The sequence below is a fragment of the Mesorhizobium sp. W050 genome, from assembly GCF_054719535.1.
On record NZ_JBTTIH010000001.1, the window covers coordinates 3,055,287 to 3,081,708 of the forward strand.

General features: G+C 64.4%; 24 protein-coding genes. 8 read left to right on the top strand and 16 right to left on the bottom strand.

The genetic code is table 11. The features are described from left to right. Positions 1–105: 105 nt before the first annotated feature. On the bottom strand, positions 106–2,151 hold the full coding sequence (locus tag ACYG9Y_RS14810) for an oxidoreductase (RefSeq protein ID WP_023739254.1): 2,046 nt from the start codon (positions 2,149–2,151) through the stop codon (positions 106–108). A 140-nt stretch (positions 2,152–2,291) separates the two neighbouring features. On the opposite strand from ACYG9Y_RS14810, the gene queF reads away from it, so the two are divergent. After that, complete coding sequence (queF, locus tag ACYG9Y_RS14815; RefSeq protein WP_023682931.1) at positions 2,292–2,753, top strand: preQ(1) synthase; 462 nt, start codon at positions 2,292–2,294, stop codon at positions 2,751–2,753. 218 nt (positions 2,754–2,971) lie between these two features. Here the strand turns inward: queF and ACYG9Y_RS14820 are convergent, their stop codons facing one another. The 4 genes from ACYG9Y_RS14820 to ACYG9Y_RS14835 all read right to left on the bottom strand — a co-directional run bounded on the left by ACYG9Y_RS14820 (position 2,972) and on the right by ACYG9Y_RS14835 (position 7,423). Next, positions 2,972–3,583, bottom strand: coding sequence for a hypothetical protein (locus ACYG9Y_RS14820; protein ID WP_023739253.1), 612 nt, complete (start codon positions 3,581–3,583; stop codon positions 2,972–2,974). Positions 3,584–3,587: 4 nt separating this feature from the next. Beyond that, positions 3,588–4,067 carry a DUF3828 domain-containing protein gene (locus ACYG9Y_RS14825; RefSeq protein ID WP_023739252.1) on the bottom strand — a complete coding sequence of 160 codons (480 nt, stop codon included), beginning with the start codon at positions 4,065–4,067 and terminating at the stop codon, positions 3,588–3,590. 94 nt (positions 4,068–4,161) lie between these two features. After that, the gene (locus ACYG9Y_RS14830; protein WP_023682934.1) at positions 4,162–5,811 is read right to left on the bottom strand and encodes an ABC transporter substrate-binding protein; all 1,650 of its coding nucleotides are present in this window, start codon (positions 5,809–5,811) and stop codon (positions 4,162–4,164) included. A 61-nt stretch (positions 5,812–5,872) separates the two neighbouring features. Next, positions 5,873–7,423 (bottom strand): trimethylamine methyltransferase family protein, encoded by a 1,551-nt coding sequence (locus ACYG9Y_RS14835; RefSeq protein WP_023694427.1) that lies wholly within the window; start codon positions 7,421–7,423, stop codon positions 5,873–5,875. Positions 7,424–7,512: 89 nt separating this feature from the next. Here ACYG9Y_RS14835 and ACYG9Y_RS14840 point away from each other — a divergent pair, with 89 nt between their 5' ends. Then, positions 7,513–8,415: a LysR substrate-binding domain-containing protein gene (locus ACYG9Y_RS14840; RefSeq protein ID WP_023682936.1), complete on the top strand. Its 903-nt coding sequence runs from the start codon at positions 7,513–7,515 to the stop codon at positions 8,413–8,415. Between the two features lie 274 nt (positions 8,416–8,689). Continuing rightward, entirely contained in the window at positions 8,690–10,543 is a 1,854-nt protein-coding gene (gene mutL, locus ACYG9Y_RS14845) for a DNA mismatch repair endonuclease MutL (RefSeq protein ID WP_023739251.1), read from the top strand. Between the two features lie 25 nt (positions 10,544–10,568). Here the strand turns inward: mutL and ACYG9Y_RS14850 are convergent, their stop codons facing one another. Then, a complete protein-coding gene (locus ACYG9Y_RS14850; protein WP_023739250.1) occupies positions 10,569–11,330 on the bottom strand; it encodes a hypothetical protein in 762 nt (253 codons plus the stop codon). Positions 11,331–11,437: 107 nt separating this feature from the next. Beyond that, positions 11,438–12,331 carry a DMT family transporter gene (locus ACYG9Y_RS14855; protein WP_023739249.1) on the bottom strand — a complete coding sequence of 298 codons (894 nt, stop codon included), beginning with the start codon at positions 12,329–12,331 and terminating at the stop codon, positions 11,438–11,440. A 113-nt stretch (positions 12,332–12,444) separates the two neighbouring features. Here ACYG9Y_RS14855 and ACYG9Y_RS14860 point away from each other — a divergent pair, with 113 nt between their 5' ends. Next, the gene (locus ACYG9Y_RS14860; protein ID WP_023835122.1) at positions 12,445–13,350 is read left to right on the top strand and encodes a LysR substrate-binding domain-containing protein; all 906 of its coding nucleotides are present in this window, start codon (positions 12,445–12,447) and stop codon (positions 13,348–13,350) included. Positions 13,351–13,367: 17 nt separating this feature from the next. Here ACYG9Y_RS14860 and ACYG9Y_RS14865 read toward each other — a convergent pair whose 3' ends face one another. Next, positions 13,368–13,973: a hypothetical protein gene (locus tag ACYG9Y_RS14865; RefSeq protein WP_023739248.1), complete on the bottom strand. Its 606-nt coding sequence runs from the start codon at positions 13,971–13,973 to the stop codon at positions 13,368–13,370. 112 nt (positions 13,974–14,085) lie between these two features. On the opposite strand from ACYG9Y_RS14865, the gene ACYG9Y_RS14870 reads away from it, so the two are divergent. Next, a complete protein-coding gene (locus ACYG9Y_RS14870) occupies positions 14,086–14,319 on the top strand; it encodes a DUF2093 domain-containing protein (protein ID WP_023694434.1) in 234 nt (77 codons plus the stop codon). 229 nt (positions 14,320–14,548) lie between these two features. On the opposite strand, the gene lpxK is transcribed toward ACYG9Y_RS14870, so the two are convergent. The 7 genes from lpxK to epmA all read right to left on the bottom strand — a co-directional run bounded on the left by lpxK (position 14,549) and on the right by epmA (position 21,381). Beyond that, a complete protein-coding gene (lpxK, locus tag ACYG9Y_RS14875; protein WP_023739247.1) occupies positions 14,549–15,577 on the bottom strand; it encodes a tetraacyldisaccharide 4'-kinase in 1,029 nt (342 codons plus the stop codon). Then, positions 15,578–16,894 (bottom strand): lipid IV(A) 3-deoxy-D-manno-octulosonic acid transferase, encoded by a 1,317-nt coding sequence (gene waaA / locus ACYG9Y_RS14880; RefSeq protein ID WP_023671577.1) that lies wholly within the window; start codon positions 16,892–16,894, stop codon positions 15,578–15,580. Further along, positions 16,891–17,679: a lysophospholipid acyltransferase family protein gene (locus ACYG9Y_RS14885; protein ID WP_023682942.1), complete on the bottom strand. Its 789-nt coding sequence runs from the start codon at positions 17,677–17,679 to the stop codon at positions 16,891–16,893. The genes waaA and ACYG9Y_RS14885 overlap by 4 nt, the downstream gene beginning before the upstream one ends. A 5-nt stretch (positions 17,680–17,684) precedes the next feature. Continuing rightward, positions 17,685–17,930 carry a DUF4170 domain-containing protein gene (locus ACYG9Y_RS14890; RefSeq protein WP_023682943.1) on the bottom strand — a complete coding sequence of 82 codons (246 nt, stop codon included), beginning with the start codon at positions 17,928–17,930 and terminating at the stop codon, positions 17,685–17,687. Between the two features lie 68 nt (positions 17,931–17,998). Further along, complete coding sequence (locus ACYG9Y_RS14895; RefSeq protein WP_023739246.1) at positions 17,999–18,805, bottom strand: 3'(2'),5'-bisphosphate nucleotidase CysQ; 807 nt, start codon at positions 18,803–18,805, stop codon at positions 17,999–18,001. Then, a complete protein-coding gene (locus ACYG9Y_RS14900; RefSeq protein ID WP_023739245.1) occupies positions 18,792–20,135 on the bottom strand; it encodes a TldD/PmbA family protein in 1,344 nt (447 codons plus the stop codon). Before ACYG9Y_RS14900 ends, ACYG9Y_RS14895 begins: the two co-directional genes overlap by 14 nt. Positions 20,136–20,334: 199 nt before the next feature. After that, positions 20,335–21,381, bottom strand: a complete 1,047-nt coding sequence (gene epmA, locus ACYG9Y_RS14905; protein WP_023739244.1) for an EF-P lysine aminoacylase EpmA — start codon at positions 21,379–21,381, stop codon at positions 20,335–20,337. A gap of 129 nt (positions 21,382–21,510) precedes the next feature. Here epmA and efp point away from each other — a divergent pair, with 129 nt between their 5' ends. The 3 genes from efp to ACYG9Y_RS14920 all read left to right on the top strand — a co-directional run bounded on the left by efp (position 21,511) and on the right by ACYG9Y_RS14920 (position 24,439). Further along, a complete protein-coding gene (gene efp, locus ACYG9Y_RS14910; RefSeq protein WP_023682947.1) occupies positions 21,511–22,080 on the top strand; it encodes an elongation factor P in 570 nt (189 codons plus the stop codon). A 71-nt stretch (positions 22,081–22,151) separates the two neighbouring features. Continuing rightward, on the top strand, positions 22,152–23,612 hold the full coding sequence (locus ACYG9Y_RS14915) for a phospholipase D-like domain-containing protein (protein ID WP_023739243.1): 1,461 nt from the start codon (positions 22,152–22,154) through the stop codon (positions 23,610–23,612). A gap of 26 nt (positions 23,613–23,638) precedes the next feature. Then, positions 23,639–24,439, top strand: coding sequence for an endonuclease/exonuclease/phosphatase family protein (locus tag ACYG9Y_RS14920; protein ID WP_023739242.1), 801 nt, complete (start codon positions 23,639–23,641; stop codon positions 24,437–24,439). A 1-nt stretch (position 24,440) separates the two neighbouring features. Here ACYG9Y_RS14920 and ACYG9Y_RS14925 read toward each other — a convergent pair whose 3' ends face one another. After that, positions 24,441–26,408: a glycoside hydrolase family 127 protein gene (locus tag ACYG9Y_RS14925; protein WP_023739241.1), complete on the bottom strand. Its 1,968-nt coding sequence runs from the start codon at positions 26,406–26,408 to the stop codon at positions 24,441–24,443. Between the last annotated feature and the right edge of the window lie 14 nt (positions 26,409–26,422).

Below are 26,422 nucleotides of genomic sequence, written 5' to 3' on the forward strand. Positions count from 1 at the left end.
CACAGAGGTTTGGCTGCGCGCCACCCATCACTTTGATCGATCGAGTTGCGCCCGCCGGAAGGGTGAGATCGAGCTTTGGAACAAGCCGTAGGCCGGCTTGTAGGCTCAAACCCGCAAGCCGAACCTGATGCCGTCATAGATGGCGGCATGGATGTTGCGCGAGGCGACTGCATCGCCGATGCGCAACAGCACGAAGCCGCCTTCGGGGTTGCGTGAAGGAAAAATATCGCCGCCGCCGACCAGCCGCTCGTAATCGACCGCGCCACCATTCTTCGACAGCGGTTTCAGCTGGAGATAGAGATCGTCGAGCGGCGCCGTGCCGTGCTCGACCACCACCTGGTCGACCCGCCTTTCGCCACGCCAGCCATCGGCAAAGTCGGAGGCGAGTTCGGCGACCAGTTGGTTGCCCTCGCGCCGTACCGAGCGCAGCCTGGTGTTGATGGTGATGGTGACGCCCTTCTCCTGGAAGGCGCGCATATAGGGCACGTGGTTCATGCCGCCCATTTCGGGGGCGAAGAAGCGCTCCGGCGAAACCAGCTCCAGTTTTGACCCTGCATTGGCGATCAGCTCCGCCGCGCCCATGCCCTGGTGGCCACCATTGTCGTCGAAGAGCAGCACGTTCTCCGCCGCCTTGATGCTGCCGGCCATGATGTCCCAACTCGACGTGACGAGATTGTCGCCTGATGTCAGCGGCGGGTTCTGTGGCAGGCCGCCGGTGGCGATCACCACCACGTCGGGCGACAGCGCCAGCACTTCGTCCTGCTCGGCCCAGGTGTCGTAGCGGATCCCGACGCCGAGCCGGTCGAGTTCGGCCAGCCGCCAGTCGATGATGCCGATCAACTCCTTGCGGCGCGGGTTCTGCGTTGCCAGCCGAACCTGGCCGCCGGCCTGACCGGAGGCTTCAAGCACCGTGACATGATGGCCGCGTTCGGCCATCACGCGAGCTGCCTCGAGCCCGCCAGCGCCAGCGCCAACGACAACGACGTTCCGCCTGGGCCCTTCGGTCTTCAGGATGATATGCGGAATCTCGGCCTCGCGGCCGGTCGCCGCATTGTGGACACAGAGCGCCTCGCCGCCTTCATAGATACGATCGAGGCAATAGGTGGCGCCGACGCAAGGCCGGATCTCGTGCTCGCGGCCTTCCATGACCTTCTTGATGATGTGCGGATCGGCGATATGGGCGCGGGTCATGCCGACCATGTCGAGCTTGCCGGTGGCGATGGCATGGCGCGCCGTGGCGACATCGGAAATCCGCGCCGCATGGAAGGTCGGGAACTTCGTCGCCGCCCTCACCTCGCCGGCAAAATCGAGATGCGGCGAAGAGCGCATGCCGGCGACCGGGATGACCTTGGTTAGTGCCGCATCGCTCTCGATCGAGCCGCGAATAATGTTGAGGAAATCGACCTTGCCGGAACCGGCCAACCGCCGGGCGATCTCAACGCCCTCCTCCTTCGACAGGCCTTTGTCAAAATCCTCATCGGCGACCATACGGATGCCGACGACGAATTTTTCGCCGACCGCCGCCCGCACGGCATCCAGCACCATGTCGGTGAAGCGCAGCCGGTTGTCGAGCGAACCGCCGAACTCGTCGTCGCGATGGTTGGTGGCCGGCGACCAGAAGCCGTCCATCAGATGGCCGTAGGATTCGAACTCGATGCCGTCGAGGCCGGCGGCCTGGCAGCGCTGCGCAGCGGACGCATAGTCGGCGACGATACGCTCGATGTCCCAGTCCTCGATGGTTTTGGGGAACGCGCGGTGCGCCGGCTCACGCACCGGCGAAGCCGATAGCACCGGCAGCCAGTCGGCCTTGTTCCAGCCGGTGCGGCGACCAAGATGGGTGATCTGGATCATCACCTTGCAGTCATGCTCGTGGCAGGCGTCCGCCAGTTCGGCCAGCCACGGCACGATGCGGTCGTCATAGACATGCAGATTGCCAAAGGCGGCCGGGCTGTCGCGCGAGACGATGGCCGAGCCCGCCGTCATGGTCAGCGCCATGCCGCCCTTGGCCTTTTCGGCATGGTAGAGCCGGTAGCGCTGTTTCGGCATGCCGTCCTCTGAATAGGCCGGCTCGTGGCTGGTCGACATCACCCTGTTCTTCAGCGTCAGGTGTTTGAGCTGGTAAGGCTGGAGAAGCGGGTCGTTGCTGGTCATCATCTTCCTGCCATTCCAGTTTGTGTCGGAGCAGCGCGCGCTGCTCCAGTTCTTGTCTTGAGCATCGAATTTATCCGAAAATCGCTGCACACTTTTTGATCCGATGCTAATGAGCGCGGAAAATCCCCAGGAAAACCACGATGATCGATACCAAAACCCTCACCCAGCTCGGCGCCCACGTCGAGACGCCACAGAGCCCGGAGACCGCGGTCCTGGAGACCGTGCCGTTCCAGCGCGGCGACGGACCGCCGGCGATCGTGCGCTTCACCTGCCCGGAATTCACCTCGCTCTGCCCGGTAACCGGACAGCCGGATTTCGCTCATATCGTCATCGACTACGCACCCGATGCCACCCTTGTGGAATCGAAGTCGCTCAAACTGTTCATGACCTCGTTTCGCAACCATGGCGCTTTCCATGAAGACTGCACGGTGATGATCGGCCGCCGCATTGTGGCGGCAACGAAGCCGCTGTGGTTGCGCATAGGCGGCTATTGGTATCCGCGCGGCGGCATTCCGATCGATGTCTTCTGGCAGACCGGCGCTCCGCCCGAAGGCGCCTGGTTGCCCGACACCGGCGTTGCCCCCTATCGCGGAAGGGGCTGAAGCTATTTTGCGGAACTTTAGCGGGACAGCGCCCCCTCTGTCCTGCCGGACATCTCCCGCACACGGGGGGAGATTGGCCGCCACATAGGCTTTCGCTAATCTCAAATGATGCGAAGCGGGCGAGACGCTGGAACTGCTGATCTCCCCACCCGTGGGGGAGATGTCCGGCAGGACAGAGAGGGGCGCGAAGGATCGCAGGCGCTGATCCTCAATCAACATTATTCGCACTGGTACTGGCTGAGCGCCCATTCACCGGTCACCGAAAGCAGATCGGATATCTTCCAGTGGCCGTCGACCTTCCTGAACTTCCATTCAAGGCGATGTGGATTGCCGGCGACGACGAAGGCGACAATGACCTTGGCCTGGTCGCCATTGATCGCTTCGAGCGTCTTCAGGCTGTTGTCGATCTCGGCCTTGTCATAGTCGGCATTGTCGAGCGCCATGTTGGGGTCGAGGCATTCGCCCTGCCCGGATTTGCGCAACGCGTCGCTCTTGTCGAGTACGGTCTTGGCCGGGTCGACGAAGTTTTTGCGCTGGGTCGGATCGAGCTCCAGTCCCACCTGATCGTAAAATGGCCGCACCACCGCCGTCGGGGATCCCGGCAGAATGGGTGCGGCCCGTGCGGCGTCGGCCGGCGGCCACCCAACCGGCGGTGTCGCCGGTTCCACCGCTGTCCCGGGTGGATTTGCGGGCGGTGCTGCGCCGGCCGGTGCCGCCACGGCCGGCGCATTGGCTGGCGGCGGGCCCAACAGGCCTTGTGCTGCGGCTGCGCTCATACCCACCGCCAGCACGCACATGGGCGACAGCGCCAGGGCAAGACGCCGGAGCACGGGATCACTCCGGCGCTTTGTCGGGCATGCATTCCAGCGCGCTCAGCGTCCAGCTGCTGGTCTTGGAGGTGATGTCGGCGACCTTCCATTTGCCGTCGATCTTCTTCAGCGACCACAGCATTTTGCGTTTGGAATCATCGCCTTCCGCAAAAAGGCTGAAGGTGGCGGTGACTTCGGCCGTATCGCCATTGACGGTTTCGGTCAGCTTCAATGTCTTGGCAATCGACTTCTGGTCGAAATCCTGCGCGTCGAGGCCGGGATCGAAGTCGAGGCATGCGACTTCGTCGGGCTTGTTCTTCGTGGCCTGGTCGTTGAGATCGAACAGCTTGGTCACCGGCTCGGTGAAGCGGTCGCGGTACTTTGCATCTCCCTCGAATTTCACCTCGGGCACATAAAAGAACTTCACGGCGTTGGAAGCCGGCCCGGCCAGCACCGTCGCAGGCAAGACAATCGAAAAGACAGCGGCAAGCACTATCGGTTTCATGCGGGATCTCCGGACGTTTGGCGGCAAGGCGGCAATACCAGACATCCTGCATATCGGCTTTTTTGCGGCTCATGAAGCCCCGGCTTACACCCTCTCAGCCATCCAGCCAGACGTTCTGCAGGTCCATCTCGAAGGTCTGGTGGACGCCGTAGTTTTTCACCTTCTTGTTCATGTGGCTGTAGAGCTTCTGCCAGAAGGGTTGAATGATGACGCCGGAATCCTGCAGGATCTGCTCGACATCCTTCATCACCTCACGCCGCTTCTCCACATCGATCAGCGACAGCGCCTGCTTCAGCTTGGCGTCGAAGTCCGGGTTGGAATAGGCCGATTCATTCCAGGCCTCGCCGGTGCGATAACCAAGCGCCAGGACCTGGACGCCAAGCGGGCGCATGTACCAGATGGTCATCGAATAGGGATATTTCGTCCAGTCGTTCCAGAAGGTCGAGCCCGGCAGCACCGTGCGCTTGACCTTGATGCCGGCGTCGCGCAGTTGGCCGGCAATCGCGTCGCCGGTGTTCTTCTGCCAATCGTCCTCGACGGTGATCAGCTCGTGCTCGAAATCGGCCTGCCCAGCGTCGGCCATCAGTTTCTTGGCGCCGGCCGCGTCGCGCGTCTTCTTGGGCAGCGCGAAATATTCAGGATGGATAGGGCTGACATGGTGGTTTTCACCGACCGTCCCTCGCCCGGCATAGCCGAGTTCCAGCACCGCATTGTTGTCGACCGCCATCTGCAGCGCGTTGCGCACCCGCTGGTCGTCATAGGGCTTGTGGGTAACGTTCGTGCGGGCAACCAGCGTGGTTGCCGTCGCAACCTCGGACTTCTCCAGCCCCATCTTATCCAGGATGTCGATGAAGTCGGCCGGCGTCTCGAAATTGAGGTCTATCTCGCCGGATTCGAAGGCGTTGATCGAAGCGTTGAAGTCGGTGCCGTAGTCGATGAACTCGACGCTGTCGAGCGGCGCTTCACCACCCCACCACTTGCCGTTTTCACGACGCTTGACCACCGCCTTCTGGCCGACATCGTAGGAGACCAGTTCGAACGGGCCCGTGCCGATCGGCTTCTTGACCGGGTCGGCGCCTTCGGCGTCGAAATTGCGGTGGACGACGAGCGCGGGATAATCGGTGAGGTTCGGGATCAGCGAAATGTCGGGCGCGCTGAGCGTCAGCTTGACCGTATTGTCGTCGACCTTGGCGATCGCGCCTTCCCTGGCCTTGCCCGACTTTTCGTCGATCAGCCCGCCGACGCGAGCGGCCATGGAGTTGCCGGCGACCTTCTTCTCGCACCAGCGGGTAACATTGAAGACCACGTCATCGGCGTTGAAAGCATCGCCATTGTTCCAGGTGATGCCCTTGCGCACATGCAACGTGTATTCCGTGGCGTCGTCATTGATGTCCCAGCTTTCGAGCAGCACCGGCTCGAAGGTGAATTCCCTGGTGTAGCGGACCAGCGGCTCCAGCCAGCAGCGCGAGATGTTGGCGAGTTCCACCCAGTCATAGGTGCGCGGATCTTTTTGGGCCTTGACCGACATCGATATGTGCAGCGTGCCGCCCTTCTTCGGCTCCTCGGCAAAAGCCTGTCCCGGCGCGGCAAGGCCGATCATGCCGTAGGCCAGCGCCGTCGATGCGCCGAACGCACTTGCCAATGCAAGAAACTCGCGCCGGTCCATACGGCCAGCACGCGTCTCTTGCGCCATCGCCTCGATGGCCGTTGGCACGCGATCGCCATTGCTTTTGAAAAGTGTCATGTCTTTCTCCCTTGCGCTTCCCATCGGGTCTTCGCCCGTTATCAACTCATTCGTCGTTCTCTTAGCTAACGCTGTCGGGCAGCCTCTCTTCGCGCTGCGCGATAAAGTCCCTGAGGCCCTCGGCAATGCCCTCATCGAGTTTCGGCTCTTCATAGTCGGCCAGCATGTTGCGGGCTTTCTCGCGGCCGCGCGTGTCGTGGTCCTTCGCCCCTCCAGCCTTCCATTGTTCGTAGGAGTTGAAATCCATGATGGTGGGCATGAAGAATGCCGACTCGTAATGATCGAGCGTGTGCTGGGTGCCGAGGAAATGGCCCTGCGGCCCGACTTCGCGGATCGCCGCCATGGCCTCCTTGAAATCGTCGAACGGCAGGCCGCCGGCATATTTATACCAGCCGACAAGCTGCTCGCAGTCGGTGGCGAATTTCGAATAGCCGCATGTCAGCCCGGCCTCCAACCAGCCGGCGGAGTGCCAGATATAATTGGCGCCGGCGAGGATGGCGGCATGCATCAGCATGTTGGATTCATAGCCGGCCTGGGCGTCGTTGAGCTTGGAGCCGACATGGAAGCCGGAGGTTCGCCAGGGCAGTTTGTATTTCCGCGCCAGCGCGCCCATCAGATACATCATCTGGGCGGCTTCCGGCGTGCCGCCCATCGGCGCGCCGGTCTTCATGTCGACCGTCACCATGAACTGGCCGTAGATTTGCGGCGAACCCGGGCGCAGCAGTTGGGTGAAAGCGACGCCGGCCAGTGCTTCGGCATTGACCTGCGCCACCGCGCCGACGGCCGAGGCCGAAGTCGATGCGCCGCACAGCGCAAAGGGAGCCAGGATCAGCGGCTGATTGCTGCGCGCATAGACCTTCATCGCGTCCAGCATGGTGGCGTCCCACACCAGCGGCGAGTTGCAGTTGGTAATCGACACCAGCACCGGGTTGTCGCGAACGAAATCTTCGCCAAAGACGATGCCCGCCATCGCCATCGTGTCTTCGGCGCGGTCTTTGGAAGTAACGATGCCCATGAACGGCTTGTCGGAATGCTTCAGCGCCGAATGGATGATGTGGAGATGCCGTTTCGGCACCGCGATCTCCATCGGCTCGCAGATGATCGAACTCGACGAATGCAGCGCCGGGGCCATGTAGGCGAGCTTGTGGAAATTGTTGAGGTCTTCAAGCGTGCCATAACGCCGGTTGTTGTCGAGGTCGCGCACGTAAGGCGCGCCATACATCGGCGCGAAGATGGAGTTCTTGCCGCCGACGCGCACGGTGCGCTCGGGATTACGCGCATTGAGGGTGAATTCGGACGGAACCTTCGCGACCAGTTCCATCAGCAGGCCGCGGTCGATGCGGACGCGTGTCTCGGACACGTCGGCGCCCGCCGCCTTCCACATGGCGATCGCCTCGTCGTCGCGGAACTCGCAACCGACCTCTTCGAGGATGGCGAGTGACTCCTGGTGGATCAGTTCCACCGCCTCGTCCGGGACCATCTGGTAGGTGGGGATCTCGCGGACCAGCGTTGGGAACGAGGTGACGGGGGCGCTCCTCAGCGCCTTGCGTCCGAGGCGACCGCCGCCGCGGCGGTGGGTTTGCTCGGTCAGTTCAGTGGCCGGTGCGTTCATGGAGCCTCCTCATTCCGTCCAACCAAGTTAGCGAGAGGAAATATGGATGTGATGCTGGAAAATCCTGATCTCTTGTATAAGCTCAGCTTATGCGAAGCCTGCGCCACCTCCTGCCCTCGGCCGGCAGCCTGATCGTCTTCGAGGCGGCGGGCCGGCTGTCGAGCTTCACCGCTGCCGGGCGCGAGCTCGGCATGACGCAGGCCGCCGTCTCCTATGCGGTGCGCGGGTTGGAGGAACAGCTTGGCGCCCAGCTGTTCCAGCGCCGCCACCGCCAGGTCGTCCTGACAGAAGCGGGCGAACGCTTCCATGCCGACGTCTCACTCGGCCTGTCGCATATCCGCAAATCGGCGGAGGATCTGCGCCTGCAGGCGACCGGCGGTCATGTCACGCTGGCGGCGTCGACCGCCTTCGGCTCGTTCTGGATGATGCCGCGGCTGCAGCAGTTCCGCGACGAATTGCCGGGCATCGACTTGCGCATCCAGACCGCCGACCGCGATCTCGACATCATCGCCGAGGGCATCCCGCTCGCCGTGCGCGGCGGCGAGCCGCGCGACTGGGCCGACTATCATTCGCTGCCGCTGGCCGACGAGGAGATTTTTCCAGTCGTAGGCGCCAGCTATCTCGCGAAATTCGGCATGCCAAGGAGCGTCGCGGAGCTGGCGACGCATCGCCTGATCCACCTCGAGGAGCCCTACCGCGAGGCGGCTAGCTGGGACGAATGGTTCCAGTCGGCGGGCGGCAGCCTCGACAACACCGCGCGCGGCCTGCGCATCAACGATTACGGCCTCGTGATCCAGGGCGTCATGGAGGGCCAGGGCATCGCGCTCGGCTGGCGGCATCTGGCCGAACGGCTCCTGGCTTCGGGGCTGCTGGTGCCGGTGACCGACCATGTGCTGAGAACCGGCAAGGCGTTCTACGTGGTTTGGCCTAAGAACCGTGAACTGAGCGAGAATGCGCGGAAAGTCAGGGACTGGCTGGCGGCGCAGGCTTGAAATCGGTTGCAGCGTAGTCACTATCGCGGAGTTCCTTCACACCCCCCTCTGTCCTGCCGGACATCTCCCCCGCAAGGGGGGAGATTGGCAGTTCATATGGCGCGTCACCCTTCAGGCATTGAAGATTGGCGAAAGCCGTCGTGACATCTGATCTCCCTCCTTGCGGGGGAGATGGCCGGCAGGCCAGAGGGGGGTGCTGTCCCGCTGGCGTCTCCAATGCCCGGCATTCATTGAAGCCTTCCGCACACCCTTCGAATCCGCCTATAATACCCCCATGCCCATTCGCCAGCTTTCCGAAACGATGATCAACCAGATCGCCGCCGGCGAAGTCATCGAGCGTCCAGCGAGCGTGGTGAAGGAACTGGTCGAAAACGCGCTCGACGCCGGCGCCTCCCGCGTCGAGGTCGTCACTGCCGGCGGCGGGCTGAACCTGATCCGCGTCACCGATGACGGCTCCGGTATCCCCGAACAGGAACTGGCGCTGGCCATTGCGCGCCACTGCACCTCGAAACTTGCCGACAACATTCGCGATATCCGCTCGCTCGGGTTCCGTGGCGAGGCATTGCCGTCGATTGGTTCGGTGTCGCGACTGTCGGTTCGCTCGCGCACGGCCGCAGGCGACGCTGCAGCCGAGATCGCCATCGAAGGCGGCCGCGTTTCGGCGGTCAAACCGGCGGCGGCCAACCGCGGCACCACGGTCGAGGTGCGCGACCTGTTCTTCGCCACGCCGGCCCGGCTCAAATTCATGAAGGGCGAGCGCGCCGAAAGCTCCGCCACCAGCGACGTGCTCAAGCGCATCGCTATCGCCTTCCCCGCCGTGCGCTTTACGCTCGCCGGCTCGGACCGCTCGACGCTGGAATTGCCGGCGACCGACGACACGGCGGAAGGCAGCCTGCGCCGCGTCGCGCAAGTCATGGGCGCCGAGTTTCCCGACAATTCCATCGCTATCGACGCCAGCCGGGACGGCGTGCACCTGACCGGCCACGTCTCGATCCCGTCCTTCACCCGCGCCAACGCGTTGCAGCAATATGCCTATGTCAACGGCCGGCCAGTGCGCGACAAGCTGATTGCCGGCGCCATTCGCGGCGCTTTCGCCGATGTGCTGCCGCGCGACCGGCACGCGGTGACCGTGCTGTTCCTGACGCTCGATCCGGCGACCGTCGACGTCAACGTCCACCCAGCCAAGGCCGATGTGCGCTTTCGCGACCCCGGCCTGGTGCGCGGGCTGATCGTCGGCGCCATTCGCGAGGCGCTGGCCAATGCCGGCATCCGCGCCGCCACCAGCGGGGCCGCCGGGATGGTGGCGGCGTTCCGGCCGGGAGCCGCCTCCTACGCCCATGCGGGTCCTGCCAACGGTCATCGCAGTTATGACGCGGCCTACCGGGCCTCGGGCTTTTCGGGCTTTGACCGCTCGCCACAGCGGCCGCTGGATATGGGATTTGACGGCGCCGGCTTCCGCGAAAACGACCAGGCTGCATTCGACGCCGGTCCGCTCGCCAGCGCCGATGCGCGTGCCGGCTTAGCCGAGCCGGCCGAGACGCTGCTCGGCACCGCGCTGGGCGCCGCCCGCGCGCAGGTGCACGAGAACTACATCGTCGCCCAGACCAGGGATTCGCTTGTCATCGTCGACCAGCACGCGGCGCATGAGCGGCTGGTCTACGAGGCGCTGAAGAATGCCCTGCACTCGCGCGCGGTGCCCTCGCAGATGCTGCTTCTGCCGGAGATCGTCGACCTGCCGGAGGAGGACGCCGAGCGGCTGGCCATGCATTCCGAAACGCTGGCCCGGTTCGGCCTCGCCATTGAGCGTTTCGGTCCCGGCGCGGTGGCGGTGCGCGAGACGCCGTCGATGCTCGGCGAAACCAATGTCCAGCAATTGGTGCGTGATCTTGCCGACGAGATCGCCGACAACGACACGATCGAGACGCTGAAGGAACGACTGGACAAGATCGCCGCGACTATGGCCTGCCACGGCTCGGTCCGCTCCGGCCGCCTGCTCAAGCCTGAGGAGATGAACGCGCTGCTGCGCCAGATGGAAGCAACGCCGGGCTCCGGCACCTGCAACCACGGCCGCCCGACCTATATCGAACTCAAGCTCGCCGACATAGAGCGGCTGTTTGGGCGGCGGTGAGCACAAGCCAGGTCAGGCCACCCGCTCAATTCACCAACAGGCGATAATCCTTGAACCTATGAGAGAAAACGTAATCCCTTGAGTAACCGGCGCTACCGCCGCGAAAATTCACGGAGATTATCTCGAAGCTTCCCCCAACCTGTTTTAGAACATTCATGTAGATGGGAGTCATCAGCATGCCGGCATCGCAATCGTCGTCATCGAAAACGATCTCCTGAACGACCTTCTTTTTCTTCTTGTCGATGACCCGCAGCTTACTCATGCAGACGAGAAAGCCGGCTTTCTCGTAGACCCCGGCAAATCTGTGGGTGGCTGTCTGCGCCCAGAAGGGGATCTCGACGGTCCCGTCAACCTTCGCCTCACCGGTATCGTCGAGGCTTGCGACCTTCTTCAGCACGATCGGGAACTTGTCCAGGCCTCTGTTCCAGGTCCCCGTTGCGCCGCTTTCGCCAAGGTCGAGAGAAAACGGACATCGGGCGGTGTCGACCGGCGTTTTCGATCCCATGACCAGGACCCGGTCGAATTCCTTGTCGTCCGCAATCTCGCAAAGGGAGACGCTGGTACCGGTGATCTTGCCGTACACCGCTATCGGGCTTTGCTTCGCGTCGTAGAAATAGCTTCCTTCGACCGTAATCCCGCTGCCGAAACTGTCATATCTCTGCAGTGACAGATGGACTGGATTAGGCCCGATGGACCCTTCGTAGTTTTCGACCTGGTACCAGCCAGCGAAGGCTTTCCCGGTCAGCAGCAAAACGCAAAAGATTGCCGATATGAACAGTTTTCCCATTCCATCCCCCAGCCAGGCAACTCACCATACCGGTCCTTCCTCCGGGTGTCTGCATGCTGGGGATACGGTTCCCGGTTTGAGTCCGGAAACGGTTCCAACTTTTTGTTTTAACGCTTCAAATTCACCACGATCACACCGCCGAGCGCCAGCGCGCCGCCGAGGAGACCGAGCAGTGTCGGCACTTCGCCCAGCCAGAAGAAACCGATCAGGGCAGACATGGGCGAGACCAGATAAAGGAAGTTCGAGGCACGGGCGGCCGGGAGACGCGACAGAGCGGTTGCCCAGGCGGCATAGGCGATCAGGCTGGGCACGATGCCAAGAAAGATCACGGCGCCGATCCCGGCCGTGTTGGCGACCGCTGCCTGCGCAAAGCCGCTTGGCAAAAAGGGCGCCAGGCAAAGTGCACCAAGGATCATGTTCGAGGCCGAAATGGTCAGCGGGTGATGGCGGGCAAAGAGCGGCTTCTGGACGATCGTGTTGACAGCCGAGCACAGCGCGGAGCCAAGAACCAGCAGCGCGCCGGTGTCGAAACTCAAGCCATTGCCGTCGGCGACCGCAATGATGCCGATGCCGGCGAAAGAAATGGCCGTGCCAAACCAGGCCCACGTTGAGAAACGCTCGCCCAGCAATGTCATTGCCATGATGGCGGTGAAGATCGGGCTGACATTGATGATGAAACCGGCGGCGCCAGCCGACACGGTCAGTTCGCCGTAATTAAGCATGACAGTGTAGAGCGCGACGAAAATGGCGCCGCCAAAGCCGAGGCGCCACACTTCATCGAGCCTCGGCAGTGCCGGGCGCTTGACGGCAAGAAAGATCGCCGCCGGCACCGCGGCAATGGCAAAGCGCAGCGAACCGAGTTCCAGCGGCCCGAAGGCGGCGAGACCCGCACGAATCGCTGGAAAGGCCGATGCCCAGCCAACCACCGTCAAGGCCACGGCGATGGCTGCCGTGGTGTCCATCCGCTGTGTCGGATTCGACGTGCTGGTCGTTGCGCTCATCTGCCTGTCCTCGGGTTCCCAGAGTGTTGAAAGGCAGAAAGCGCCTTTTCGGCGCGGTTGACAAACGATCAAATCGAGGATCACCTGTGACTGTGGATCACAGCTCAGACACAATGGTGCCGCTCGAGACCCTGCGCGCCTTCGATGCGGCGGCGCGAACGGGGAGCTTTTCGGCCGCGGCCGAGAAGCTCAACATCACCCACGGCGCCGTCAGCCGGCAGATCGCCAAGCTGGAGGACTGGCTGGGCTTGAAAGTGTTCGACCGCGGCGCGCGTGGCGTATCGCTGACCATCGAGGGCAACCGCCTGCATCTGCGCACGGCCGAAGCCTTTGCGCTGATCTCCAGCCATTCCGACCGCTGGGTCGAGCCGCGCGGCACCGCCGTGGTGCGGCTGACCTCGATACCCTCCGTCAGCGGGCTGTGGCTGATGCCACGCATGGCGGCGCTGGAGAACAATCCCACCAAGCTGCGCATCGTGCTCGACGTCGACATCCGCCAGGCCGACCTTGCCGATGAAGGCATCGACCTGTCGGTCCGCTGCGGCCGCGGCGGCATTCCGGGCCGCATCTCGGTGAAGCTGTTCGAGGAACATGTCTTTCCCGTCGCCGCGCCCGGCCTTGCCCGCGAGATCGGCCGCGGCGACCCGGCCCGGCTGCTGAGGTTTCCACTGATCAACGATTCCGACGCTTCGGGTTGGCGTGCCTGGTTTGCCGCGCAAGGGATGGACTACCGCCCGCGCCCGCAGGATCGCCGCTTCGAGGACTACAATCTGGTGCTCGACGCCGCAGCTTACGGGCTCGGCATCGCGCTGGCGCGGCCGCCGCTGACCGGACACCAGTTGGAGGCAGGCCGCATCGTCGCCGTCGACGAGCGCACGGCGCTGAACCCGGTGTCGTACTGGCTGGACCGGCCGCTGGGGCGGCCGCGTACGGCTGCCGCCGAACTTTCACGCCGTATCGCTGTCGAGGCGGGGCTGGCGATGGACAAGATGGAAGCTTTCCTCGAAGCCGAGCGATAGCGGCGATCGTTCGGTGCTCAGCGAAGCACCAGCAGGGCTAGCCCGACAATGGCGACGGCCAGAAACCCGGTTGCCAGCGCCATCAGACCGACACGCGTCTGCTGTCGGCCTTCCGGCTGGGCCGCATCATTCGGCCCAGACGTCGCCTGCTCCCGCTTCATTGGCATATCGGTGGTGGCAGCGCGGCGCTGCGGCGAAACCACGGGTGCGAGAAGCGCAAACCAGGGCAGTCCTGCGGGCTTTGCGGCAGCGCCATCTTCGGCCCTTGCCGGCGGCAGCGGCAGACCGCGCTGTGCATCGTCGTTCGCTGGCGTCGCCTTGCCTATCGCAGCGGTTGTCGGCCCGGTAGCGTCGGGCGTGGCGTCACTAGGCTCGGCAAGGGCCAGATAGGCCTGGAGGATCTCGGCAGAACCCGTCTGCTGCCCCTTTGCCGTTGCCGCGGACAACAGCGCCTGCAGCGCCGGCGCCGCTGCCGGCTGCAAAGGCGCGCCGGACGGCGTCGGCGGCTGCACCAGCGCCTTTATAAGTGCTGCTTTCGCCGGATCGGCCTTCGCCGACGGCAACGCTGCCAACATCATGGCCTCACGGAGCAGCGCGGTCAGGCGGGCGGATGAAATGTCCATACCGGTCCCATAAGAATGGTTTGGAGCGACAATAGCGCCTCAGCATTGCGTCAAGCTTGACCTTGCCGGCAATTTATGGCGATGAAATCAGCATGAACCTTGGCACCACTCCATGATGAACCGCTTCGAAGGCCCCGGCGGCAAGGAAGCCCGTATCCGCTATCTCGACGGCGACTTCCAGGTCACCAGCCCCGGCGCCTTCGTGCGCTGCGCGGTGACCGGCGAGAGCATTCCGCTGGACGAGCTCAAATATTGGAGCGTCGCCAGGCAGGAGCCCTATGTCAGCGCCGCCGCCTCGCTGCGCCGCGAGATCGAGATGCATCCGGACCTGCGCAGCCGGGGTTAAAGGCGCGCACAGAGCCGTTGGTCGCGTTCCTTCACACCCCCCCTCTGTCCTGCCGGACATCTCCCCCGCAAGGGGGGAGATTGGATGTCATCTTTGCTTTCGCCAAATCACCAGCGTTGCAGAATGAGCGCCATTGGCAAAGCTGCTGATCTCCCTCCTTGCGGGGGAGATGGCCGGCAGGCCAGAGGGGGTGCTGTCCCGCCAGCATCTCCGCGTGACGCTGCACGCCCTACCCCCGAAGCCTGCGCTGTCTCCACGCATCCAACGTCTCGTCGATGATGCGCTCCGGCACAGTGTCGAGTTCGAAGGTGGCGTCGATCTCCAGCACGGCGAGTTCAGCGAGGAAATCGGCCGGGGCAGCGCCGTGGCGCAGCCGGGCGGCGTCCTTGGCGGTGGTGACGAGGCCCAGTCCATCGCGGCGCGCGGTTGCCGCCAGTTCCGCGAGTTCATCAGGGGCATAGAAGTGATGGTCCGGAAACGACCGGCTCAGCGCCACTTCCGCACCGGTGCCGCGCAGCGTGTCGAAGAATTTTTCGGGGTGGCCGATGCCGGCAAAGGCGAGGAACCGCCGGCCGGCGAACCGCTCCTTGGCCGCGGGCTCGGCATGCGCCTCGAAGATCGGCCGGCCGGCGCGCGCCGCCTGGCGCACGACCTGGTCGGCGGCAGCGCCCTCGCCCATCTTCAACAGCCCATCGGTGAACACCAGTTGGTCGACGATGTTGGCTCTCAGCGGTCCACCCGGAATGACGCGGCCGTTGCCGATGCCGTAGCGGGCGTCGACGACGACCAGCGCATAATCGATATGGATGCGTGCGCTCTGAAAACCGTCATCCATGATCAGGAAATCGCAGCCATGGGCTTCCAGGAGCAGCTTGGCGCCGGCAGCGCGGTTGGGGCTCACCGCAACCGGCGCGTGCTCGGCCAAAAGCAGCGGCTCGTCGCCGACATGCTTTGCAGCGTCGTGACTGGCATCGACGACATGCGGCTGCGCGAACGAGCCGCCATGGCCGCGCGACAGGAATCCGGGATTGAGCTGCATGCGCCGGGCCTGCTTGGCCAGCGCGATGGCGATCGGCGTCTTGCCGCTGCCGCCGACGGTGAAGTTGCCGACGCAAAGCACTGGCGCGTCGATCTTTTCACGTACCGCCCGATGCATGCGGCGGCCGGCGACGATGCCATAGACGGCTGATAGCGGCGACAGCGCAAAGACCCGCCAGTCCGGCGCTTCCCACCAGAAAGGTGGTGCTTCCGACGCCACCTATCGCCCGTCGGCGCCCTTCAGGCGCGACTTGACGATCAATGGCTGGATATAAGGCTCGAGCGACTTCAGCGTGTGCGCCAGCGCACCGCGCATCTGGTCGACTGTGGCGGCACCGGCCGCCATCATCTCATGGCGCGCAACTTCATTGCTCAGCAGGAAATTGACGGCGCCGGCCAGCATGTCGCGGTCGCGCACCAGCTTGGCGCCGCCACTGTCGAGCAGGCGCTGATAGGCCTCGCGAAAATTCTGGACGTTGCGGCCGGCCAGCACAGCGGTGTCGAGCATGGCCGGCTCCAGCGGATTCTGGCCGCCTTCCGAGGTCAGCGAGCGGCCGACAAAGGCGATTTCCGTCAGCCGGAGATAAAGCCCCATCTCGCCGATCGTATCGCCGAGCAGGATATCGGTGTCGGCGGTGATCCGGTCGCCCTTGCTGCGCCGCGCCAGCTTCAGGCCCATGCCGGAAATCTGTGCGGCCAGCGCTTCGGCGCGGTCGGGATGACGCGGGACGATGATCGTCAGCAGCCCATGGTGGCGCTTGTAGAGCGTGGCGTGGACTTCCGCCGCGACCACCTCCTCGCCGTCATGGGTCGAAATTGCCGCCCAGGTCGGGCGGCCGGCGATCTGGCGCTTCAGCGTCGCCAGCGCCCGTTCGTCGACCGGCGGCGGCAAGGTGTCGACCTTGAGGTTGCCGGACACGGTGACCGGCCGGGCGCCAAGCGCGCGAAACCGTTCGCCGTCGACATCCGACTGGGCAACGACGTGTGCGAGGTTCTCGAACAGCGCCTCGGCGATGTTGGCGCGCTTCTTCCAGGATTTGAACGAACGGTCGGAGAGCCGGCCGTTGACCAGCACCTGCGGCACGTGGCGGGCGCCGAGCTCGAGGATCGTCATCGGCCATATCTCGGATTCGGCGATGATAGCCAGGTCCGGCCGCCAGTGATCGAGAAAGCGGCTGACGGCCGGCTTGAGGTCGAGCGGAACATATTGGTGGATGATGCGGTCGCCCAGCCGTTCGTCGGCAACCTGCGCCGAGGTCACTGTTCCCGTCGTCAGCACGATGTTGACACCGTAGTCGAGGATGCTTTGCACCAGCGGCACGACCGCAAGGGTCTCGCCGACGCTTGCCGCATGGATCCAGATCACCGGCCCTTCGGGGCGCGGCCGCCCGGCAACGCCGTAGCGCTCACGGCTGCGGCTGCGGTCTTCCTTGCCCTGCGATGTGCGCCAGGCGACATAGGGACCCATCAGCGGATAGGCGGCTGCACCGGCAAGGCGGTAGGCCGCCAGGAAGGCGCGCGCCCAGCCGACGCTCATGGCCTGCCGTCCACGAGCCGATAGGCCTCGGCGGTTGCGGCATTGAGCGCGGCCGTGACTTCCTGGCGCTTGCGCTCCATTTCGGCCTCGTCGGCATTGGCCGGCACGAAAACCGGCGTTCCGATGACGATCGAGGAGCGGCCGAACGGCAGGTTGATGGTGGTCTTGTCCCAGCTCCTTTCCAGCACCTTGCGGCGGCTGGTGGCGATGGCGGCAGGCATGATCGGCCGGCCGGAAAGGCGTGCCAGCAGAACGATACCAAGCCCCGCGTCGCGCGGCGTGCCGTGGGGAATGTCGGCGATCATGGCGACGTTCTTGCCGGCCACGAGTGACTTTTTCAGGGCGATGAGCGCCTTGGCGCCGCCCTTGTCGAGATGCTTCGTGCTTTCACGCCCGCCGGAGCCGCGCACCGCCTCGATGCCGAATTTTTCGATCATCAGCGCGTTGAGTTCGGCGTCGGCGCTGCGCGAGACCATGGCGACCAGCGGCCGTCCCTTGGGATAATAGGCTGGGGTCAGCAGATGCTGGCCATGCCAGAGCGCGATGATGCCGGGTTCGAATTCGGCGTAGTCGCCGCCTGAAAATTTAGCCGAGCCTTCGACCACGCGGTTGGTCAGGCGCACCAGGCGGACGAACTGGGCGAGCAGGCTGACGATCATGCTCTTGACGATTCGCGACTGCGCCAACGGCTCGCGGATCTTGCGCCAGAATGTCTTCGAACTGCCGCCGCGTCTTCTTCGGACCGCGGCGCCGGTGGGCTGCCCTTTCACCGCTTCATGCTCCATCGCTGTCAACCGGCGGCCTTGCTTTCAGGGTCGAGCAGCCGGTGCAGATGGACGACGAAATAGCGCATATGGGCATTGTCCACGCTGGCTTGCGCCTTTGCCTTCCACGCGGTGTGCGCGGTTTGATAGTCCGGATAAACGCCAACGATGTCGAGCGCGTCGAGATCGCGGAACTCGGTGCCTCCCAGCTTCTTCAGCTCGCCGCCGAACACCAGGTGCAAAAGCTGTTTCTTTCCGTCTTCCGCGGCCATTTCGGTCCTTCACATATTGTGAGTTTGCGACAGGTCTAGCCCAAAGCTGCCGACTTTGGAACCTTCGATCACGCTTCCGTATCGGCAATGACGCCGGCAAGCACGGTCAGCAGATGGCCGCTGCCGGCGACCAGCGCGCCGTGACGGATGATCTCCCCGGCATAGAGCGGCGCGCGGCCATGGCCGTCGAGCACGGCGCCGCCAGCCTCGCGCAAGATGAGATCGGCGGCGGCGATATCCCAGTCATGCGCGTTGGGCTTGACGAAGGTGGCGTCGAGCGTGCCGTTGGCGACCATCGCCAGCCGGTAGGCGAGCGAGGGAATGTGCGCCGCCCGCCGCACCCGGCCCTGCCATTGCGCCGGCATCAGGTCAATCAACTGCTTCAGCCCGCCGATCTCGACCGTCTTACCCAGGCCGCGCACGGCAATCGGCTTGCCGTTGCGGAAAGCTCCATGGCCAGGCAGCGCCCAATAGGTTTCGCCCTTGGCCGGACATTCGAGCACACCGGTGAGCGTGCGGCCATTCTCGACCACCGCGACGCTGACGCACCACGAGCGCAGACCTTCGAGGAAGCCGCGGGTGCCGTCTATGGGGTCGACGACAAAGGTGCGCCGCGCCAGAAGCCGCGCCGGATCGTCAGTCGTTTCCTCCGACAGCCAGCCATAGTCCGGCCGGGCCGCCAGCAGGGTATCGCGCAGATAGGCGTCCGCCGCGTGGTCGGCTTCGCTGACCGGCGAGGTGCCGCCCTTCATCCACACTTGCGGGTTTTTGCCGAAATAGCGCATGGCGATCGCGCCCGCCTCGCGGGCGGCGTCGCGCAGCAGATCGAGGTCTTCCGAGGCCCCGGCCGATATGACCGGGTCACGCTCCGGCAAGGGTCATTCCTTCGATCAGCAGCGTCGGTGCGGCAGTGCCGAAATCGCGGTCAAGATCGCTCGCCGGAACCATATTGAGGAACATCGTCTTCAAATTCGAGGCGATGGTCACCTCGGCCACCGGATAGGCAAGCTCGCCATTGTCGATCCAGAAGCCGGATGCGCCACGGCTGTATTCGCCGGTCACCATGTCGACGCCCTGGCCGAACACTTCGGTGACATAAAAGCCGGATTTCAGCGACCTGATCAGGTCTTCCGGCGTCCTGTCGCCCGGCTCGATGGCGAGATTGGTCGAAGACGGCGATACCGACGAGCCGCTGCGCGCGCCGCGTCCGTTGGTGGTCAGCCCCAATTCCCGCGCGGCGGACGTCGACAGGAACCAGTGCTTCAGCACGCCGTTCTCGACCATCAACAGCTTTTCGCCCCCGACGCCTTCGCCGTCGAACGGGCGCGAGGCCTGACCGCGACGCCGCAGCGGTTCGTCGGTGACGGTGATGGCAGCCGACGCAACCTGCTTGCCCATCATCTCGCGCAAAAAACTGGTCTTGCGCGCCACCGAAGCGCCGTTGATGGCGCCGGCGAGATGGCCGGCAATGCCGCGCGCGACGCGCGGATCGAAGACCGCGTTGACCGGACCGGTCGCCGCCTTGCGGGCGCCGAGGCGGCGCACGGCGCGCTCGCCGGCCTTACGGCCGATCAGCTCCGGCGCGTCGAGATCGGAAAAATGCTGGTTCGAGGAGTATTCGTAGTCGCGCTCCATGCCGGTGCCCTCACCCGCAATCACGCTGGCCGAACGCGAAAAGCGCGACGCGACATAGTGGCCGACGAAGCCGTCCGACGTGGCAAGCACCAGCCCGCCGAGGCCTGCGCTGGCGCCGCTGCCGGCCGAATTGGTGACACCCTTGACTGCAAGGGCCGCTTCCTCGGCGGCAAGGGCCGCTTCCTTCAACTGATCGGCCGAAACCTCGGTGGCGTCGAACAGATCGAGGTCGCGCACCTTGCCGACCAGCAAAGCCGGATCGGCGAGACCCTGATAGGGGTCCTCGGGCGAGACTTTGGCCATGGCCACGGCGCGCTCGGCCAATGCCTTGGGGTCCGATGCCGCTGTCGCCGAGACGCTCGCCACCCGGTTGCCGACGAAGACGCGCAGCGAGACATCGTCGCCCTCGGACGCCTCAGTGTTCTCGACCTTGCCCAGCCGCACCGACACGCCGATCGAGCGGCCGCGCACGGCAACCGCGTCGGCGGCGTCGGCGCCGGCCCGCTTGGCAGCCTCGACCAGTGCCGCGACGCGGTCGGTCAATTTCGCTGCCTCTGATGTATCGGTCATGCGCGTGGTCCTGGCTGAAGCCGCGCCGGGCGGTAGCGGCTGTTGCACCATCTATTGTCCCAATGCGGCTTGTGCAATGGCGCACGGGCAATTGTCCCGCTGCGGCATAGCGCCCAAGCGGCCCGCAAAGCCCATCCGCGGCGGCCGCCACAGACGCGCGGCTTGACCGGTTTGTGAGTTTAACCGAGGCCGATTTCCGTCAAGGAGTGGCGACCGGCGTCCAGATCACGTCATCGATCCTCGTCGCGCCCGTTGCCAGCATCACCAGCCGATCGAAGCCAAGCGCCGAGCCGCTGGCTTGCGGCATGATGGCGAGGGCGGCGAGAAAATCCTCATCCAGCGGATAGCGCTCGCCATAGACGCGCTCCTTCTCGTCCATCTCGGCGGCAAAGCGCCGGCGCTGCTCGGCCGGATCGGTCAGTTCGCCAAAAGCATTGGCGAGCTCGACGCCGCAGCAATAGAGCTCGAAGCGCTCGGCCACGCGCTGGTCCTCCGCGCTCGGCCGGGCGAGCGCCGCTTCCGAGATCGGATAGCCGTACAAGATGGTGGCCCGCCCCTGCCCCAGCACCGGTTCGACCTTCTCGACCATTACCCGGCTGAACAAATCGGCCCAGTTGTCATCGTCGGCCGTGCGCAGGCCGGCCTTGACCAGAGCATTATGGAGTGCGGCGCGGTCTGTGCCGCCATCGGCAGAAACGGTGGCAAGAAGATCGATGCCGGCGTAACGCGCAAAAGCTTCCGCCACGCTCACGCGTTCCGGTTCGGCGAACGGATCGGCCTCGCGGCCGCGAAAGCGGAAGGTTTTGGCGCCGGCCCGCTCAGCCGCGAGCTTCAGCAGTTCGGCGCAATCGGCCATCAGGCTGTCATAGGTTTCGTCGACCCGATACCATTCCAGCATGGTGAATTCGGGATGGTGCAAGGGGCCGCGCTCGCGGTTGCGCCAGACGGCGCCCAGGCTGAAGATGCGCCGCTCACCGGCGGCCAGCAGCTTCTTGCAGGCGAACTCCGGCGAGGTGTGGAGATAAAGCGGCCGGCGCGCGCCGTCGGCGCCGATCGCCTCGGTGGCGAAGGCTGAGAGATGCGCCTCGTTGCCGGGCGAAATCTGCAACGCCGCCGTCTCGACCTCGATGAAGTCGCGCTCGCCAAACCAGCCGCGCATTGCCGCAGCTATGGCGTTGCGGGCCATCAGCCGCGGCCGGCGGTCGGCGTGAACATCCGCCGTCCACCAGGGCGAAGCGCCAGTCATGGGTTTGCCGGGCAACGGAATTGCTGACAGGGCTGGCGGTTCGGGCCAAGATGCGCTACGGCGACGGCTCTCGCAGCCGATTTGCGCCGAACGATCGTTTCAGGCCAACGAAGTCTAGGATTGAAAACCGTGGTGAAGGTCATCGCCAGTTCGCTCCGTAAAGGCAATGTCGTCGACAAGGACGGCAAGCTTTACGTCATCCTCTTTGCCGAAAACATCCACCCTGGCAAGGGTACGCCGGTCACCCAGCTCGACATGCGCCGCATCTCCGACGGGGTGAAGGTTTCGGAGCGCTACCGCACCACCGAGCAGGTCGAGCGCGCCTATGTCGAGGAGCGCGAGCACACCTTCCTCTACGCCGACGCCGAGGGGTATCACTTCATGAACCCGGAAAGCTACGACCAGGTCGCGGTGCCGGAAAGCGTGGTCGGCGACATGGCGCCCTACCTGCTCGAAGGCATGGCGGTGCAGATCTCGCAGTTCAACGGCATCGCCATAGCCCTGGTGCTGCCGCAGCGCGCTACTTTCGAAGTGGTCGAGACGGAGCCGACGACCAAAGGCCAGACGGCGTCCTCGTCATACAAGCCGGCCGTGCTTTCCAACGGCGTGCGCACGCTGGTGCCGCCGCACATCGCGCCGGGTACCCGCGTGGTGGTGATGACGGCCGATGGCGCTTATGTGGAGCGGGCGAAGGACTGAGGCGCGAGCGCCGCCGTCCTGGTTGATCCGTTGCATTGCCTTCTGCGGCCGCTGGCTCGATAGTCCTGCCGATGTGGCAGACCTTTGTGACCTACTGGCCTCTGATCCTTGTGATCATTCCGATGCTGATGGCCGCCATCGGCATCGTCCACGCCATCATGACCAAGGAAGACGTGCGCGCCGCCACCGGCTGGGTCGGCGTGATGATCTTGTCGCCGTTCCTTGGCGCGATCATCTATGCCATTGCCGGCATCAACCGCATCCGCCGCGCCACGATCAGCGCCATGCGGCCCGTCGCCGGTGAAGCCGAGACAGCCAAACACGACCACGACATTGCGCTCGAAACACTCATCTCAGCCGAATTCGGCCAGCGCTTTGCCGGCCTGAAGACGCTAGGCGACAGGGTGGCGCGGCGCGCACTGACGTCGGCAAACGCGATCACGATCCTCAGGACCGGCGACGAAGCTTACGCAGCAATGTGCCGGGCGATAGACAGCGCACAGCGCAGCATTCTGCTCGAGACCTACATCTTCGACAATGACGAGATCGGACGACGTTTTGTCGGATCGCTGGCCTGCGCGGTCCGGCGCGGTGTGACGGTTCGCGTGCTGATCGATGCGGTCGGCGTGCGCTATTCCGTGCCCAGCATCCTTGGGACACTCCGGGAAGCCGGCGTCACCGTCGATCTGTTCAACGGCAACATCGTCATGGGCCTGAGACTTCCCTATGCGAATTTGAGGACGCACAGGAAAATCCTGATCGTCGACGGTGTGGTGGCGTTCACGGGAGGCATGAACATCCGCAAGGGATTTTCGGCCGAATTCGCCGGCAGCGCCAGTTCGGCGGATACGCATTTCCAGGTGACGGGGCCGGTCGTGGCCGACCTGTTCGCGGTTGCCGCCGAAGACTGGCGTTTTGCCGGCAACGAGGCGCTCAAGGACGAGGTCTGGCACGTGGCAAAGCCCTCGCCGCCTCCCGGTCAGCCGATCCTGGTGCGGGCGGTGGCGTCGGGGCCGGACGCCAGCATCGAAACCAACCACAAATTGCTGACGGGGGCATTTTCCGTCGCCCGCAAATCGATCCGCATCATGTCGCCCTATTTCCTGCCGGACCGGGAATTTGTCAGCGCGCTGGTCACGGCTGCCCGGCGCGGCGTCGAGATCGACATCGTCGTGCCCGCGGTCAACAATCTCTTCCTGGTCGGCCGCGCCATGACGGCGCAGTACGACCAGGTGCTGAAGCACTATTGCCGCGTCTGGCGTCATGAAGGGTCGTTCGACCATTCGAAGCTGTTGTCGGTCGATGGCGTCTGGGCCTATGTCGGCTCTTCCAACCTCGACGCGCGGTCGCTGCGGCTGAATTTCGAAATCGACCTGGAGGTGCTGGATACCGGCTTTGCCGCCGAGATCGAAGGGCGCATCGGAGCGGCAATCGCTTCCGCCAAACCCGTCACACTCGCAACCCTAAGAGCGCGGCCATTTGTTATCCGGGTTTTTGACCGGTTGTTATGGCTGGGATCGCCCTATCTTTAGAATCAGGACAGATTGAACGCAGGCCTATGGACATAAACGGACGCAGCCTTCCTGAAACAGTGCTCCTGTCGATCCGCGGCAGGAAAGCGCGCAAGGCGAACGCGACGGCGCGCAAGCACATTGAAGGCGCCCAGATGGTGGTCGCCTCCTACAACGTCCACAAATGCATCGGCACCGACCGCAGGTTCGACCCCGAACGCACCGCCCGCGTCATCCGCGAGATCGGCCCCGACGTCATCGCGCTGCAGGAGGCCGACAACCGCTTCGGCGATCGCGCCGGGCTGCTCGATCTTGCCCGGATCGAACACGAAACCGGGCTTGTGCCGGTGCCGGTTTCCGGAAGCGGCAAGGGCCATGGCTGGCGCGGCAACGTGCTTTTGTTCAAGCGCGGCACCGTGCGCGACGTCCATCAGATCAAGCTTCCGGGACTGGAGCCCCGCGGCGCGCTGGTTGCCGAGATCGACCTCGACGAAACGCGCACTCTGCGCGTCATCGCCGCGCATCTCGGCCTGTTGCGCCGCTCGCGTTCGGAGCAGGCCCGCGTCGTGCTCGACATCATGAGCAACCAGGATGAAAGGCCGACCTTGCTGCTCGGCGACCTCAACGAATGGCGGCTGGGCAACCGCTCGGCGCTCAAGACGCTGCACGCCACCTTTGGTTTCACGCCGGCGGCGGTGCCGACTTTCCCCTCAGGCCTGCCGGTGCTGGCGCTCGACCGGATCATGGCCAACCGGCACGGCATGGTCTCGTCGGTGGAAGCCCATGACACGCCGCTGTCGCGGGTTGCGTCGGATCATTTGCCGCTGACGGCGTTCGTCAGCCTGTAACTCATCCGTCCCGCAGCCAGACCAGCATCTCACCGGGTTCACGGTTGTCCCAGGCAAAGTACGGGACGGCGGTGATTTTCGTTTCGCTCACCGCCGGCGGATCGGTGCGATAGAGCCCGGTTTCCCAGTTTTCCTGGGCTTCCTTGCTGGCAAGTGCCGAAAGCGTGACGATGCCGCCGAGCAGGTTCGGCTCGGCATGCGCCTCGATTGTTGCCGTTCGCGGCAGAGCGATCCGATGCAACTGGCCGGGATTGTCGGTCTCCTCGACGCAATAGATCAGCGGACCGCGCGCAAGTGCGACGCGGCCGATGTCCTGACGCACCTCCGGATTGGCGAACAGACGGGCGATCGACATTTCGAGATCGAGTTCGACCCGGTCGCCCTGGCGCCACTCGCGCCGGATCGCGGCATAGCCGTCGCTGGTGATGCCGTCCAGATCGACCGCGGCGCCGTTGATCTTGAGCGCCGCCTTGCCGCACCAGGACGGGACGCGCAGGTGCAAGGTGAATTCCACCGGAGCGTCGGCTTCGATCCGGATCGAGACCGCGCCATCCCAGGGATAATTGCTGGTCTGAATCAGACTGACCGCCCGGTTCGATATGTCGAAGCGCGCGGTGCTGTCGCCGTAGAGATGGACCGCCAGCGCATCATCCGAGAGGGAGTAGAAATAGCTGCCGATGGAGGCGACCATGCGGCCGATATTGGGCGGGCAACAGGGGCAGCGATGCCATTTCCAGCGATTGTGCCTGCCCCGGCTCTCCAACGGGTTCTCGTAGAAGAACAGGGAGCCGTCGAGCGACAGGCCGGAGATCGAGCCGTTGTAGAGCGCCCGCTCCATCATGTCGGCGTAGCGGGCGTTGGGACCCATGCCGAGCATGCGGCTGGCCCAGAACACCAGGCCGACCGAGGCACAGGTCTCGGCATAGGCGGTTTCGTTGGGCAGGTCGTAGTCGCTGGTAAAGCCCTCATTGTGCGCCGACGGCCCGAGGCCGCCGGTGACATAGAGGTTCTTGGTGGTGAGATCGTTCCACAGACGGTCGAGCGCTGCCCTGAGCGTGTCGTCGCCATATTCGGTGGCGATGTCGGCCATGCCGGAATAGAGGTACATCGCCCTGACCGCATGGCCGACGACCTTGTCCTGCTCGCGCACCGGCTTGTGCGACTGGTTGTACTCATAAGTCTTGAAATGATAGGCCTTTGGGTCGGCGCCGCGCGCACGCGCCTCCTCGTCGAAATAATGCGGCTGTTGCCCGCGCTGGTCGATGAAATACCTGGCCAGGTCCATGTATTTCTGCTCGCCGGTCGCCCGCGCCAGCTTGACCAGCGCCAGCTCGATCTCCTCATGGCCGCAATAGCCCTTCTTCTTGCCCGGCTCCGGGCCGAAGGTGTCGGCGATGTGGTCGACATAGCGGCACATGATATCCAGCAGCTTGCGCTTGCCGGTGGCCTGGTAGTAGGCGACCGCGCCTTCGATCAGATGGCCGGCGCAATAGAGCTCGTGACAATCGCGCAGATTGGTCCAGCGCTTGCCGGGCTGGATGCGCTGGTACCAGCTGGAGAGATAACCGTCTTCCTGCTGCAGTCTGCCGTAGAGGTCGATGACGGCATCGATCTTCGTCTCGAGTGCCGCGTTCTTGCGCCGGTAGAGCGAATAGGCCGCGGTCTCGATGGTCTTGCCCCAATCGGAGTCCCAGAACATCTGCGTCGTCACCGTCGAGCCGGTGAAGCCGGGGCTGGCAGCCTCGTCGGGCGACGGCGAATGAAACGGAATGACGATGCCCGGCGAGGGCCGGTCCGGGTCGATCTGCTCCAGCATGCGCGCCTCGACGCAGCGCTCGTAGAGGATGTCGGCTGTGCGCGACGCCACGGCATCGACACGGTCGCCCCAGAAGCCGCGGACATCGACCTGCGGCACCGGCAGTGGGCGGAAGGCGAGTTTGCCGGGCTTGGCGGATGGTTGAACGGTCATCGTGTCACTCCGTT